This is a genomic window from Agrobacterium burrii (genome assembly GCF_017313405.1).
Taxonomy (GTDB): Bacteria; Pseudomonadota; Alphaproteobacteria; order Rhizobiales; family Rhizobiaceae; genus Agrobacterium; species Agrobacterium burrii.
Genome location: NZ_JAFLNA010000015.1, coordinates 102,022 through 115,579, shown reverse-complemented (window position 1 = coordinate 115,579; position 13,558 = coordinate 102,022). Strand labels below are relative to the sequence as shown.

Below are 13,558 nucleotides of genomic sequence, written 5' to 3'. Positions count from 1 at the left end.
GCCACCCGCTACACTCCAGAGGGGAACACAACGGCCATGGTTCAGCTTTCACGCCTCCTTATTGCTCGTGCAAAGTGAGAATTCCTCGCCTCACGCAGAATTTGTTCGCCTGCTGAGAGCGAGCGAAAACCGCGACGGTGCCGGTCAGTGGCCACCAGTGCCGCCGGGTGTCACGAAAGCGTTAATGAAAGACATTAGAAACGCCGCCGGTCCGTTAAAAAGTGCACGGCTGTGCAAAGGCGGGCCAGCGCCGTTCCGATCTTTCCAAAAAGGGTCAGCGCTCAACAATTCCACTCGCCGAGAGCACTGGAGACAGAGATGAAACGCCGCACCTTCATGATATCAGCAGCAGGCGCCGCCGCCGGCCTCGCCCTTGCGCCGCGCATGAGCTTCGCCGCCCCGGGCACGATCGACTGGTATACTGGCGCCGACAGTAACATCCTCGATTTTTGGACCAACACGGTCAAGCCCGCTTTCGAGGCGGCCAATCCGGGCATCAAACTCAACCTCGTGGACGCCGGCGATAATGCCGGCATTATCGCCATCGGCGAACGCGCCATTGCAGCAAAGCAGACAGGCACCGATCCGCAGGCTGACTATTTCGAGCATTCCGATCCGCTGCTGCCCGCAGGCGCGATCGATGCCGGCATCTATGTGAACATGGCGAAAGCCGGTCTCTCCAACTATTCGCGCGTCAACCCGCTTGCCATCCGCAGCGAATACAGCCTGCCCTATCGCGGCAGCCAGGTTCTGCTCGCCTATGACACAGCCAAGCTGAAGCCCGCGGATGCCCCGAAGACCTGGGAGCAGCTGGTCACCTGGATCAAGGCCAATCCCGGCCAGTTCGTCTATAACCGTCCCGACAAGGGCGGTTCCGGTGGCAACTTCGTTCGCCGCGCCATCCATCAGGCCAATGGTCTCGACCCCAAGGCTTTCACGGTCGACAACTACACCCAGGAATTCGGCGACAAGGCACTGGGCAAGGCGTGGGATCTGCTGACCGATATCGCCCCGTCGCTTTATGACAAGGGCGCCTATGCCTCCGGCAACACCCAGTCTCTGCAGCTGCTGTCGCAAGGCGTCGTGACGATGACGCCCGTCTGGTCCGATCAGGTTCTGAAGGCGATCGATCAGGGTGTGCTTCCTGCGGAAACGGGCCTCGTTCAGCTTCAGGATCTCGCGCTTTGCGGCGATTTTTCCCGGGCCGTGGTGCTGGCGAACGGCACCAATCGCGATGCCGCCCTCAAGCTGGCGAATTTCGTTCTCTCCGAAGAAATCCAGGGCGCCATCCTCACCGAACTCGGCGGTTTCCCCGGCGTTTCCTGGGACTATGTCCCAGCCGATCTGCGCAAGCGTTTCGCCGACATCATTCCGCAGACCATTCCGACCTTCCCGGCCGGCAAATGGGAAACCGCCATCAATGACGGCTGGTACCGTCACGTTGCTCCGAACGTCGACCGCAAGTCGTGACCGAGGCAGCAGAAGGAGCGGTCCGCCCGCTCATCGACAATATGGCAGGCAGGAGGCCAATCGGCCTCCTGCTCGTCGCCATTCCCGTTTTCCTGATGATCTGGCTCGTCATCTGGCCGGCCATCAACGCCATAGGGCGCACCGTCTGGCGTACCGGGACGAATGGAGAAACGAGGTTCAATCTTTCGAGCTACGTCTTCTTCTTTTCGGATCGCTACAGCCTCGACAATCTCGCCGTCACGCTCTGGACCACTCTGGTCTGCGCCATGCTGCTTCTGGTGATCTGCCTGCCGATCGCGCTTTATCTGCGCTTTTCCCAAGGCCGCCTTTCGGCCTATGTGCAGGCGCTGGCGATCTTTCCGATGTTCGTGCCCTCCATCATCCTCGCCTTCGCCTTCATCCGCGTGCTTGGGCCGAATGGCATGGTGGATATTCTGCTCAACGCGGTCGACCTGCCGAAAATCCGCACGCCCTATCTGACCCCCTGGGGGCCGGTCATCGGCCTTGTCTGGGATAATATCCCACTGACGGTTTTGATCCTTCTGGCGGGTCTCGGCAGCGTCGCCAACCAGTCCGTGGAAGCGGCGCGGGATGTGGGCGCCAATGCGCTGCAGGTTTTCTGGCACATCATCCTGCCGCGCATTTCCAATTCCATTCTCGTGGCGCTTTCCTTTTCGGTGCTCGGTATCTTTTCTTCCTTCACCCTTCCTTATCTGCTTGGTCCCGCATCGCCGGAAATGATTGGTCCCTTCATGCAGCGCACCCTTCGCGACGTGCAGGATCCCATCGGCGCCATGACCCAGGCCGTTATCGCCTTCGGCTTCTGCATCGCCTTCGGCCTCTTTTATGTGCGCTCAGTCGCACGCAATCAGGGGAGGTAACATGGCCGCTTTTGCATCGGCGCGCGCGCGCCTCGACTGGCCCGGCATATTCTTCGCCGTCCTTCTGACCATTGCGATCGTCGGGCCGCTCATCGTCGTCGGCACCTGGGCTTTCACCGAAGTCTGGCGTTACCCCAACGTCGTGCCGCAACAGTTCGGCTTCCGTTTCTGGGGCCAGACGCTCGGACGCCCCGATGTGTGGAACGCCCTGATGCTGAGCCTGCAACTATCGACGGTTGTGACCCTGCTTTCGGCGCTGATCTGCCTTCCTGCCGCCTATGCCTTTGCCCGCATGAGCTTTCCCGGCCGCAACCTCTTGTTCTTCTCCTTCCTTGCCGGTCATGCCTTCCCGAAATTCGGGCTGCTGGTGGCGATTGCGGCAATCTTTCTGCAGCTCAACCTCATCGGCACCTTCTGGGGCGTCGTTCTGATCCAGCTCGTTGGCACGCTGATGTTCATGATCTGGATACCCGTCGCCGCGTTTCAGGCCGTCGACCGCCGCATGGAAGAGGCGGCCCGTGATGTCGGGGCCAGTCCCCTGCGGGTCTTCTGGTCGATCACGCTGCCGCAGGCCGGGCCGACCATTGCCGCCGCCGTGCTCCTGAGCTTCGTCGGCACCTTCTATGAAACCGAAGGGGCATGGCTCATCGGCGCACCCGGCATCCGCACGATGCCGGTGCTGATGATCAGCTACATCAACAACCAGATGGTCATCCAGTATGGCGCGGTCCTGTCCGTCGTGCTCTGGGTGCCGTCATTCATTGCCCTCATGTTCGCCCGCCGCGTCATCGGCGGCGGCGCCTTCGCCCGCGGCTTCGGCGGTTAGGAATATTCATGTCCGTACTTCATATCCGCGGGGTCACGAAAACCTTCGTCGGTGGCACCAAGGCAGTCGACAACTTCTCGCTCGACGTCGCCGATGGTGAACTCGTCTGCCTTCTCGGCCCGTCCGGTTCCGGCAAATCGACGCTGCTGCGCATGGTCGGCGGTTTCGAACAGCCGACCGGCGGGCAGATCACCATCGACGGTGAAGACGTCACCCATCTGTCACCGGAGCGCCGACCAACCGGCATGGTGTTCCAGAGCCACGCGCTCTGGACCCATATGAATGTCTTCAAGAACCTCGCCTTCGGCCTCAAGCTGCGGCGCATGCCAGCCTCCCTCATCAAGGAGAAGGTCGAGGCCGTACTCGAACTGGTTGGGCTTTCCGGTTATGGCGAACGCGCCACCAGCCAGCTCTCCGGCGGACAGCAGCAGCGCGTGGCGCTCGCCCGCTCGCTCGTCCTCGAGCCGAAAATCCTGCTTCTGGATGAGCCCTTCGCCAGCCTCGACCAGCATCTGCGCGAGCGCCTGCGGGAAGAGGTGCGCGATATCCAGCAGCGTCTCGGCATCACCACGCTGTTCGTCACGCATGGGCAGGACGAGGCTCTTTCCATGGCCGACCGCATTGTCGTGATGAAGGATGGCAGGACCGAACAGATCGACCGGCCGAACATCATCTACCGCGAACCGCAGACCCCCTTCGTCGCCGGCTTCATCGGCACCATGAACCTGATCGAAGGCGTGGTTTCGGGCGGAACCTTCACCCATGCCGGCATGACTGTGCCGCTGCCCGTCTCCGACGGTCCCGCCATTCTCGCCATTCGCCCCGAGGCCGTCGATCTGACGGCATCCGAGACGCCGCAGGCAAGCGTTCACCGGGTGACCGATTACGGCACCCATGGCCTCGTCGATCTCGATCTGCCCGATGGTATCAGGATCAAATCGATGGTCGCCCATCCCGATCTCTTCCGGGCCGGACAGGGGGTCGATATCCTGCCGCGCGCCGTCACGGCCTTTCGCGACAACCGGCAAATCTACCGGAGCTGACCATGAACATGCCTATCCTCCTCGAACGCGACGGCCATCGCACCTGGCTCAAATGGCATCGCGGCCGCCGCCGCGCCGCCGATCCCGCCTTCACCGGCGAGCGCATCATCGAGGCCATGTGCCTTGGCGCGAGCATCGAAGTCGATCTCGTCATTCACGCCGACCATGGCTGCGCCGTGCTGCATGATCTGACGCTGGAGCGGGAAACCACGGGCACCGGAAGGGTGCGAGACGCCTCCGCCGCCAGCCTGCGCCAGCTGCATCTGCGCGACAATCAGGGCCAGCCCGTATCCTCAAGGGTGATGCTGCTAGAAGACCTCTGCACCCTGCTCGCCCGCGAGATCATCCATCCCGATGCCCTGTTGCAGCTCGATTTCAAGGAAGACCGGCACGCCCTCACCCCGCAGGTCATCGCCGGTTTCAGCGCAAGCATCGCGCCATTGGCGGGTTCAATGATCCTGTCCGGCGGTGATTTCGACGCCATCGCCGCGCTTGCCGCATCGGTCCCCGATCTCAAGACCGGATATGACCCGTGTGAGGACGATACACTCACCGCGCTGCAGCGGGACGGAAACTTTTCCGGCTTCATCGAACAGGCGCTCGCCACGGCACCGGCTGCCGGAATGATCTATCTCGATTACCGGATCGTCCTTGCCGCTGAAGACGCCGGCATCGATATCATCGCCCCCATCCACGCCGCCGGCCGCCGTGTCGATGCCTGGACCATCAACCGCATCACGCCGCAATCGATCACCGATGTCGAGCGGCTGTTGCGGCTCAAGGTCGACCAGATCACCACCGATGACCCGGAAGGGCTAACCGAGGCATTCAGCCGATGACCGTCAATTACACCGCCATTCTGGAAGACATGATCGCCACCACCCGCGAGGCCGGCGCATTGACGCTCGAGCATTTCAGGCGCTTCCGCGACATCGAGATCGGCGTCAAGGGACCGGGCGACTTCGTGTCCGATGCGGACAGGCAGTCCGAAACGCTGATCCGCGAACGCCTGCTCGGCCGGTATCCGTGGGGGCTGACCGGCGAGGAATTCGCTCCGGTTGACGGCTCGGATGCCGAGCATCGCTGGCTGGTCGATCCCATCGATGGCACCACCAATTTCATCTATGGCCAGCACTACACCATCACCATTGCGCTGCGCCGCGGCAACGAGACGATCTGCGGGCTCGTCTATAATCCCGTCGCCGACGAGATGTTCACCACGATCAAGGGCGAAGGTGCATATCTCAACGGCGAACGCCTGCGCGTCAATGCCAGCAGCGATATCGCGCTCATGTGCGTCGGCACCGGCCTGCCAACACCCAATCTTTCGCTTTATCCCGGCGCCTATCAGCGTCTCGACGATATTCGTGCCCCCATCGGCGCGGTGCGGGTCGTTGGCAGCGCCGCCAATTCCTGCGCTTACGTGGCCTGCGGCCGGCTTACCGGTTATTACGAGGAGACGGGCTTTGTCGACACCGCAGCCGGTATCCTGCTCGTTGAGGAAGCCGGCGGCATCGTGACGGACTGGTGGGGGCGCGGGCCTGATATCTATGAGCGAACCGGCACGCTGATCGTCGCCAATGCCGCAACCCACGCCTATCTTCTCGAGCGGCTTCGCGGCGTTCCGCCCAAGAATCCGTGAGCGGCGTAGCTCGTGGTCAGCGCGTATCCGCCAATATGCGGGGGCCCGCGAAGGAGAGCGTGATCAGTAACCGCCCGTCATCAGCACGGTTTCACCGGTCATGAAACTGCAGGCCTGCGACGACAGGAAGATGGCGGCACCCACCATTTCTTCCGGCTGCCCGGCACGGCCCATCCAGTTCAGCGTCCGGACGTATTCCGCCCAGCCTTCGGGGTCCTCATCACGACGGTGGGCATTGCGGTCGGTGTCGATGAGGCCGGGAGCAAGCGTGTTGAGCAACACATTGTCGCGGGCATAATCCCGCGCCTGACTCTGGATCAGATTGTGTTGCGCAGCCTTGGTGGCGGCATAGGCGGTAACGATGCCCTTCGGCCGCAGCTGATTGACCGAGCCGATGGAAACCACCCTGCCCCATTTGCGGGCCGCCATGCGCGGCAGGGCCGCCTGCAGCATATCCACCGTCGAGCCCAGATTGACCGCCAGCTGAAACGCCAGATCGTCCGGCGTCAGTTCCGACAGCACGGCATTGATCTGGGCGCTGGCATTGATGACAAGAATATCGACCGGTGCGACCGCCTCGGCGCGCTCAATGAGGTCACGACCGGCACCAGGCTCGGACAGATCGCCCGCCAGTTCCTGCGCCGTGCCGCCGCTTGCGACGATCCGGTGCTGCACGGGCGCGGCGGCACCCGGCTTCACGCCATGCAGGATGACATGGGCGCCCGCGCCCGCCAGCCCCTCGGCAATGGCGGCGCCTATGCCGCGGCTGGAACCGGTGACGAGCGCCGTGCGGCCCTTCAACCCAAAGACGCTTTCGAGACGCATCCTTTATCCTTCAAACAGTGAGATGCGCGCGCCGGCAATTCCCGGGCGGCAGGAAAACAGGCCGCCGGAGAGCGGCGCGTCGGCGAGTGTGGATGCCGGCAGGCGCGTGCGGGCGCTGGTGATGAACAGCGTCGACAGGTCCGGCCCGCCAAAGGCGATGCTGGAAGGGCGCGGCACCGGCATGTCGACCACCTGGTCCAGCTTGCCGTTCGGAAGATAACGGCGCACGCACCAGCCATCCCAGATGGCGCACCAGACCCCTCCTTCCGCATCCACGGCCAGACCATCCGGCCGGCCATCGGCCACGGGAATGCGGGCGAATTCACGGCGCTGCGACAGCGCACCCGTCGCCGGATCGCAATCATAGGCGTGGATGAGGCCGGGCACGGTATCAACGAAATAGAACGTCCTGCCATCGGGGCTCCAGCCGAGACCGTTGGAAACGATGATGCCGCCTTCCTTGCGCTCGGATGCGCCGTTGGCATTGATGCGATAAAGCGCACCCGTGGGCTTGGAGGCATCGATGCGCATCGAGCCGACCCAGATCGCGCCATCCGGACCGCATTTGGCGTCGTTGAGGCGGTTGTCGGCGATGCCCGCCTCCGGGCTGACGAAGGGTGTCAGCCGGCCGGAGGCGAAATCCAGCCATTCGACGCCATCCTGCGACGCCACCAGCAATCGCCCGCCGGTGACCGGAATGACGGCGCTGACCAGCTTGCCGGTCTCGCAGGTTTCGTTGCGGCCAGTGGCGGGATCAAAGCGGTGCACTGCCGGATGCAGGATATCCACCCAGTAGAGCGCGTTTTCCCCCTCGTGCCAGACCGGGCTTTCCCCCAGCTGCGCGCCCCATGGCAGAATGCAGCTGAGTTCGGCGCTGGGGCGACCCGTTGCCGAACGCGGGCGCGGCCGCGAGCTGATCGCCACGGCCCCAGCTGCACCGGTAATCCGGCGGGCGGCGGCAATCAATTCGCGCCCGGCGGGATGAATATTGGAGGAATCCAGCCGCGAAGACGGCCCGAGCGCAACGAGCACACCCATCGGCGTATTGTCCCGGCCCATGACAGGGGCGGCGACCGAATTCACCCCCGGCAGATGCTCCTCGTAGGAAATCGAATAACCCCGCGCCCGCGTCAGCGTCAGATCGGCCTGCAGCGCATCGAGGGTGGTGATGGTTTTGGGTGTCTGCAGATCGAGCGTCAGGCGATCCAGCAGGGCGCGGCCAACGGCGGGATCCTGAAAGGCGAGCAGCGCCTTGCCCGGTGCCGTGCAATGCAGGGGAACGCGGCGTCCCACCTCGACGCGCACCGAAAGACCGTTCGGCGAGCGTTCGGCCAGATATTGCGTCATGGTGCCGTCAAGCCGGCACAGTGCAACCGTCTCCCCCAGTTCGGCGGCCAGCCGCTCCAGTTCCGGCGTCGCCGCCGAGACGAGATCGAAGCTCTCCCAGACCTTATGGGACATTTCCAGAAAACGCTGGCCCAGGACATAGGTGCCACGGGCCTCATCCTGACGAACGAGGCCATAAGCGATGAGGGTGCGAAGGATGCGCGCGAATGTCGGCTTCGGCAGGCCGGAGGCGCGCAACAGCTCGGCAAAACGTAGTGGTTCCGGCGCATCGGCGACCATGTCGAGCAGGGTCAGCCCCTTGGCCAACGCCGCCGTGCCGCCCGGCGTCTCCGGTTTCATTGCCTCTGCTCCTTCGCGAGTCGCTGCCGCCTTGCGGCCGCCGCGTCGTCCAGCATCCGGTCCATCGTCCATTCCGCTTCAAACCCCAAAGTGTTTCTGATCCGCTCGTTGGACGTATGGTAATAAACGCCGTCGCCGGGAAAATCGACTGTCACGATGGGCAGGCCGGTCAGCTCCGCAATCTTCGGCAGAAGCGCGGCGAAATCGGCCGGCTCATCGGCGCCGAGATTGAAGGTGCCACCCGCCGCGTCGGGATGGTCGAGAGCAAGCAGAATTCCCGCCACCATGTCGCGCGTATCGGTGATGTGCATACGGAACGGCCGGCCGTTTTGATTGCGCGCCAGAATGTGCGCGGGTTCGCCGATATCGCGGGACTGGAGCAGTTCGGCGATGGCAGTGTTTCCGAAATTCTGCTGCTGGCGAATGCGCGGCCGCAGGAAAAACCGGGGACCGGAAAAGAAACTCTCCTCATCCAGCAGTTCCGCCGCATCCTGCGTATGCGAAAACCGCAGGATCACCGTTTCCATGGTGCCGTTTCGCTGGTGAAAGCGCACCAGCTCTTCGCCCAGAAGCTTGGTCAGACCATAGGGCGAATTGGGGCAAAGCGGATGGTCCTCGGTGACCGGCAGGAATTCCGGCCGGTTTTCCGGATAGACCTCACCAGACGAAGCGAAGACGAACCGCCGCACACCAGCCGCCGAAGCCGCATCCAGAAGTCGGCGCGTGCCCTCGACATTGACGGCGAACATGCGGTCGCGATCCGCCGGAGCCCAGGACATGAAGGCGCCAAGATGCAGGACGGCGCTCACGCCCTTGATGGCCTCGGACAATGCCTGCGCATCCTCCAGCGACCCGACGACTTCCTCGCCGCCGGTTCCCGATGGCCTGAGATCAAAGCCGCGAACGGTGCGGCCCTGTGCGCGCAAGGCGGCGACAACGGCACGGCCGACACGGCCTGCCGATCCGGTAACGAGGATCATAGCCGTACTCCTGTCTTTGCATCGAAGAGATAAAGCTGGGCCGGATCGAAACCGAGCCGGAGCGCCTCATTGCCGGGAAGGTTGCCGGTATGCGAAACGCGCGCGATCAGCCCCTTGGACTTGCCCTCCTCGCCATCCGCAACCCTTGCGCCATCCGCATCGAAATAGACGTATTTTTCCGATCCCAGGCTTTCCACCAGCGTCGGGCGAACATCGAAGGTGACCGGCGCATCGCCCAGAACGAGATGTTCCGGCCGCAAGCCCACGATCACGCTGCCCTGACGGTCGACAGCGCCCGGCAGGGAAACCGGTTGCCCAAACAGGGTCACAGTGCCGTCACGCAGTTCCGCATTGAGGAAATTCATGCCCGGCGAGCCGATGAAACCGGCAACGAAAAGATTGGCCGGATTGTTGAAAAGCTCGTCGGGTGCGGCGATCTGCTGGATGATGCCGCCTTGCATGATGACGACGCGGTCCGCCATCGTCATCGCCTCGACCTGATCATGCGTCACATAAACGGTGGTGACACCGATGCGCTTGTGCAATGCGCCGATTTCGGCACGCATGTGGACGCGCAGCTTTGCATCGAGGTTGGACAGCGGCTCGTCCATCAGGAAGGCCTGTGGCTGGCGCACGATGGCACGGCCAAGTGCCACGCGCTGGCGCTGGCCGCCCGAGAGATCCTTGGGCTTGCGATCGAGATAGGGTGTCACTTCCAGAATGCGCGCCGCATCATCAACCCGGCGGTCGATCTCGGTCTTGTCCGTGCCGCGCATCTTCAGGCCGAAGCCGATATTCTGGCGAACGGTGAGGTGCGGATAAAGCGCATAGTTCTGGAACACCATGGCGATGTCGCGGTCACCCGGCGCCAGATCCGTCACTTCGTTATCGCCGATGAAGATCTGGCCTTCGCTTGCCGGTTCGAGACCGGCGAGGATTTTCAGCATCGTCGACTTGCCGCAGCCGGAAGGCCCGACCAGCACCACGAACTCGCCGTTCTCGATCTCAAGCGAAAACGGCCTGAGCACGTTGAGCGCGCCATAGGACTTGCTGACGTTGCGAATGGAAATATTGGCCATGCTTATTTCTCCGCGCCAGCGGTGAGGCCGCCGACCAAATAACGTTCCAGGAACAGGTAGATTGCGATGATCGGCAGCGCGATGAACACGGATGCGGCGGAAATGTCGTTCCAATAGGTGACATATTCGCCCTGCATCGTGGTGATGCCGAGATTGGCCGTCCAGTTGTCCGGCGAGTTGACGAGGAAGGTGCGCGCATAGGCATAGTCTGCCCAACTGAGCACGAAGGCATAGAGTGCGGTGGCGGCGAGGCCCGGTGTGGCGATGGGAAGCACGACGCGAACCATCGCGCCGATCGGCGAGCAGCCATCCACCATGGCGGCCTGTTCCAGTTCCTTCGGAATGGTGTCGAAATAGCCTTTCAGCATCCATGTGGCGAAAGGAATGATCATCGTCGAATGCGCCAGAACCAGCGTCCACAGGCTGCCGATCAGGCCGAAGCTGGAAAAGATAGAAAACAGCGGAATGACGAGCAGCGTCGCTGGCAGCATCTTTGCCGTGAGCACGAACATCCCCATGGTTGCGCCGCCCCGCATCGAATAGCGTGACAGCGCATAGCCGGCGCTGACCGAGACCAGCATCGACAGCGCCACCGAACCGATGGCTGCCAGCATGGAATTCCAAAGCCACAGCAGGATCGGTTTTGCCGCCCAGACCCGGGCGAAGATGTCCCACTGCGGATCGTCCGGCCAGAAGGTCGGCGGCAGGCGGTAGAGTTCATCGGTGGTGGAAAGTGCGGTAACCAGCAGCCAGTAGACCGGGAACAGGATCATCACCAGCGTGAAGATCACAGTCGCGTAAAGGGCAAGGCTCTGTAAAAATGTCCGTTTCATCAAAGCCTCCTCAATAGATCGATTTTGAACGCCGGCCGAGCATCAAGAGGCTCGCGACGATGCAGATCACCAGCGTCAGCACGCCGACGGCGGCGGCACGGCCGAAATTGTGATACTGGAAGGCCTGATCATAGGTCATGATCGACAGTGTCTGGGTTGAACGCAGCGGCCCGCCGCCGGTCAGAACCTTGATGATGGAAAAGTCGCGGAATACCCACAACAGCGTCAGCACCAGCGTCACGCCCAGCACCGGCATCAAAAGCGGCATGGTGATCCAGCGGAAACGCTGCCACACACTCGCGCCATCCACCTTGGCCGCCGCATAATAATCGGCGGGAATGGACTGGAGGCCGGCCAGACACATGATCGAGACGAAAGGAAAACCTTTCCACACCATGGTGATCGCCACTGCCCAGAAGGCGGCCGTGGAACTGCTAACCCAAGGGATCATCTGGTCGGTAAAGCCGAGCTTGATTGCCAGCCAGCCGAACAGGCCGAAGGACGTGTCGAACATCCAGGCGAAGATGACGACCGCGATAATTTCCGGCACCGCCCAGGGCAGCGCCATTCCCAGCCGCGCAATGGTGCGGCCCTTGAAACGGTTATTGGCCAGAAGCGCCGTGCTGAGGCCAACAGCAACGCTGCCGGCGGTAACGACGATGACCAGTTTCAGCGTTACCCAGCAGGCCAGCCAGAATTCCGGCGACGAGAACAGCCAGGTGTAATTGCTCAGCGAAAACGGCCGGCTGGCGCCGCCGAGCCTTGGTATCTTGACCTGCTGGAACGACAGGTCGATGGCCAGCACGAGCGGCCAGACGATGATGGCGGCAACCATCAGGACCGCGGGCGCGATCAGAATATAGCCGAGGAGATGCTGCCGGCTGGGACGCGCAAGATCGAAGAACTTGCGACGCCCAGCCCGAACGGGTTCGGTCATGGATGGTCCTCCTGCCGGATGCGGATGATGGCCATGGCCCTTGACGGGCCATGGCAGGACAACAAGATCAGGACAATGGGGGATCAACCCTTGATGGCTTCGGCCTTTGCCTGCATGGTTTTCGCCACCGCCGCCGGATCGAGATCCTGAATGATCATCCGCTGGCTTTCTTCCATCACCATCTTGCTGAACTCGTTGTAGAAAAGCTCAAGCCCGGTCGGAATGCGGTCAATACCGGCCTCAGAGGCAGCCTTCATCGTTTCGATCAGCACCGGGAAATGCGGGATGGTCTTTTCAACACCCGAGACATCCGCCTTCGGGCTTGGCGGGGTGTTGCCGCCCAGGGTGGCGTAGCTGCGCTGGAATTCCGGCGTCATCGTCAGCTTGATGAAATCCCAGACCAATGCCTTCTGGTCGTCGGGAATATCGGCCGGCATGGCCAGCACGTTGGACGATCCGCCAAGCGGCGGATGGAGCGGCGGTGCGGCATAAACGATGTCGCTCTTGGCCGAACCCTTTTCGGTCGTGCCGTAAAGCCATGGTCCATCGAGCCGCATGGCCATCTTGCCATCGGCAAACAGCTTGCGCACGTCGCTGGCGCTCATGTCCACCGGGCTGATGCCGCTCTTCATCACGGTTTTCCAGCGTGAAAGGCCCTCGGCCATCTGTGGCGTGTCGATGGTAATGTTGCCGTCCTTGTCGGTCCAGTAGGCGCCGGCGTCGAGGATATAGTTCAGCATCTCCGTCAGATATTGCCCCGGACCGCCCTTGGTTTCGTGGCCGGTGCCGAACTGGTCGATGATGCCGTCGCCGTTCAGATCCTTGGTCGTGGCTTTTGCAGCGGCCAGAAACTCGTCATAGGTTTTCGGAACCGCAACGCCCGCTTCTTCCAGCAGCTTCTTGTTATAGGCCATGACGAAACCGAAATAGTTGGTCATGATGCAGACGGTTTCGCCGTTCCATTCGCATTTCTGCTGGCCGGCCCAGCCGGTCATGTCGATGCCATCCTTCTTCAGCCACGGGTCGAGCGGTTCCAGCCAACCGCTATCGGCAAACATCTGGAATTCGAACGACGCCAGATGCACGATCTGCGGCGGCTGGTTGGCGGCGAAAAGCGTGGTCATCGTATCCGCGTAGGAACTGCGCTCCGCCTTGGTGAATTCGATCTTCACCCCCGGATGCTGTTTCTCGAAGGCGGCGATGGCGGAATGCCACCATTCACCCGTTCCGGCATCGTCGGTCTGCCAGGAAATGAACTTCAGCACGGTATCGGCCATGGCGGGCGCAACAGCGCCCATCGTCATCAAAACGGCGGTCGCGGTGCCGAGCGCCAGCTTCTTCATTCTTTTGGTCATG

Annotated in this window: 13 protein-coding genes; 6 read left to right on the top strand and 7 right to left on the bottom strand. The window is 62.3% G+C overall.

What is annotated here, in order from left to right; translation table 11 throughout:
• Window positions 1-318 precede the first annotated feature (318 nt).
• The 6 genes from JZX89_RS23570 to JZX89_RS23545 are packed head-to-tail and all read left to right on the top strand — an operon-like array spanning window position 319 to window position 5,862.
• Window positions 319-1,470 (top strand): extracellular solute-binding protein, encoded by a 1,152-nt coding sequence (locus JZX89_RS23570; RefSeq protein ID WP_065116457.1) that lies wholly within the window; start codon window positions 319-321, stop codon window positions 1,468-1,470.
• Between the two features lie 41 nt (window positions 1,471-1,511).
• A complete protein-coding gene (locus JZX89_RS23565; RefSeq protein WP_210348607.1) occupies window positions 1,512-2,351 on the top strand; it encodes an ABC transporter permease in 840 nt (279 codons plus the stop codon).
• 1 nt (window position 2,352) lies between these two features.
• The gene (locus tag JZX89_RS23560; RefSeq protein ID WP_207135493.1) at window positions 2,353-3,177 is read left to right on the top strand and encodes an ABC transporter permease; all 825 of its coding nucleotides are present in this window, start codon (window positions 2,353-2,355) and stop codon (window positions 3,175-3,177) included.
• A gap of 8 nt (window positions 3,178-3,185) precedes the next feature.
• Window positions 3,186-4,220 carry an ABC transporter ATP-binding protein gene (locus JZX89_RS23555; RefSeq protein ID WP_207135492.1) on the top strand — a complete coding sequence of 345 codons (1,035 nt, stop codon included), beginning with the start codon at window positions 3,186-3,188 and terminating at the stop codon, window positions 4,218-4,220.
• Between the two features lie 2 nt (window positions 4,221-4,222).
• Window positions 4,223-5,059, top strand: a complete 837-nt coding sequence (locus JZX89_RS23550) for a glycerophosphodiester phosphodiesterase (protein WP_207135491.1) — start codon at window positions 4,223-4,225, stop codon at window positions 5,057-5,059.
• Complete coding sequence (locus JZX89_RS23545) at window positions 5,056-5,862, top strand: inositol monophosphatase family protein (protein WP_174374931.1); 807 nt, start codon at window positions 5,056-5,058, stop codon at window positions 5,860-5,862. Before JZX89_RS23550 ends, JZX89_RS23545 begins: the two co-directional genes overlap by 4 nt.
• A gap of 63 nt (window positions 5,863-5,925) precedes the next feature.
• Here JZX89_RS23545 and JZX89_RS23540 read toward each other — a convergent pair whose 3' ends face one another.
• From JZX89_RS23540 to JZX89_RS23510, 7 genes are all read right to left on the bottom strand, one after another.
• Complete coding sequence (locus JZX89_RS23540; protein ID WP_207135490.1) at window positions 5,926-6,687, bottom strand: SDR family NAD(P)-dependent oxidoreductase; 762 nt, start codon at window positions 6,685-6,687, stop codon at window positions 5,926-5,928.
• A 3-nt stretch (window positions 6,688-6,690) separates the two neighbouring features.
• Window positions 6,691-8,373, bottom strand: coding sequence for an SMP-30/gluconolactonase/LRE family protein (locus JZX89_RS23535; RefSeq protein ID WP_207135489.1), 1,683 nt, complete (start codon window positions 8,371-8,373; stop codon window positions 6,691-6,693).
• Window positions 8,370-9,353: an NAD-dependent epimerase/dehydratase family protein gene (locus JZX89_RS23530; RefSeq protein WP_207135488.1), complete on the bottom strand. Its 984-nt coding sequence runs from the start codon at window positions 9,351-9,353 to the stop codon at window positions 8,370-8,372. Before JZX89_RS23530 ends, JZX89_RS23535 begins: the two co-directional genes overlap by 4 nt.
• Window positions 9,350-10,432 (bottom strand): ABC transporter ATP-binding protein, encoded by a 1,083-nt coding sequence (locus JZX89_RS23525; protein ID WP_207135487.1) that lies wholly within the window; start codon window positions 10,430-10,432, stop codon window positions 9,350-9,352. Before JZX89_RS23525 ends, JZX89_RS23530 begins: the two co-directional genes overlap by 4 nt.
• A 2-nt stretch (window positions 10,433-10,434) precedes the next feature.
• Complete coding sequence (locus tag JZX89_RS23520; protein WP_174374936.1) at window positions 10,435-11,265, bottom strand: carbohydrate ABC transporter permease; 831 nt, start codon at window positions 11,263-11,265, stop codon at window positions 10,435-10,437.
• A gap of 10 nt (window positions 11,266-11,275) precedes the next feature.
• Complete coding sequence (locus JZX89_RS23515; protein ID WP_142843108.1) at window positions 11,276-12,202, bottom strand: carbohydrate ABC transporter permease; 927 nt, start codon at window positions 12,200-12,202, stop codon at window positions 11,276-11,278.
• An 83-nt stretch (window positions 12,203-12,285) separates the two neighbouring features.
• Window positions 12,286-13,557 carry an ABC transporter substrate-binding protein gene (locus tag JZX89_RS23510; protein WP_207135486.1) on the bottom strand — a complete coding sequence of 424 codons (1,272 nt, stop codon included), beginning with the start codon at window positions 13,555-13,557 and terminating at the stop codon, window positions 12,286-12,288.
• Window position 13,558 lies beyond the last annotated feature (1 nt).

Coding starts and splice junctions, on each gene's coding strand:
- JZX89_RS23550 (WP_207135491.1), top strand. CDS start 4,223: ATGAACATGCCTATCCTCCTCGAACGCGACGGCCATCGCACCTGGCTC.
- JZX89_RS23515 (WP_142843108.1), bottom strand. CDS start 12,202: ATGACCGAACCCGTTCGGGCTGGGCGTCGCAAGTTCTTCGATCTTGCG.
- JZX89_RS23540 (WP_207135490.1), bottom strand. CDS start 6,687: ATGCGTCTCGAAAGCGTCTTTGGGTTGAAGGGCCGCACGGCGCTCGTC.
- JZX89_RS23510 (WP_207135486.1), bottom strand. CDS start 13,557: ATGACCAAAAGAATGAAGAAGCTGGCGCTCGGCACCGCGACCGCCGTT.
- JZX89_RS23520 (WP_174374936.1), bottom strand. CDS start 11,265: ATGAAACGGACATTTTTACAGAGCCTTGCCCTTTACGCGACTGTGATC.
- JZX89_RS23570 (WP_065116457.1), top strand. CDS start 319: ATGAAACGCCGCACCTTCATGATATCAGCAGCAGGCGCCGCCGCCGGC.
- JZX89_RS23525 (WP_207135487.1), bottom strand. CDS start 10,432: ATGGCCAATATTTCCATTCGCAACGTCAGCAAGTCCTATGGCGCGCTC.
- JZX89_RS23565 (WP_210348607.1), top strand. CDS start 1,512: ATGGCAGGCAGGAGGCCAATCGGCCTCCTGCTCGTCGCCATTCCCGTT.
- JZX89_RS23555 (WP_207135492.1), top strand. CDS start 3,186: ATGTCCGTACTTCATATCCGCGGGGTCACGAAAACCTTCGTCGGTGGC.
- JZX89_RS23560 (WP_207135493.1), top strand. CDS start 2,353: ATGGCCGCTTTTGCATCGGCGCGCGCGCGCCTCGACTGGCCCGGCATA.
- JZX89_RS23545 (WP_174374931.1), top strand. CDS start 5,056: ATGACCGTCAATTACACCGCCATTCTGGAAGACATGATCGCCACCACC.
- JZX89_RS23535 (WP_207135489.1), bottom strand. CDS start 8,373: ATGAAACCGGAGACGCCGGGCGGCACGGCGGCGTTGGCCAAGGGGCTG.
- JZX89_RS23530 (WP_207135488.1), bottom strand. CDS start 9,353: ATGATCCTCGTTACCGGATCGGCAGGCCGTGTCGGCCGTGCCGTTGTC.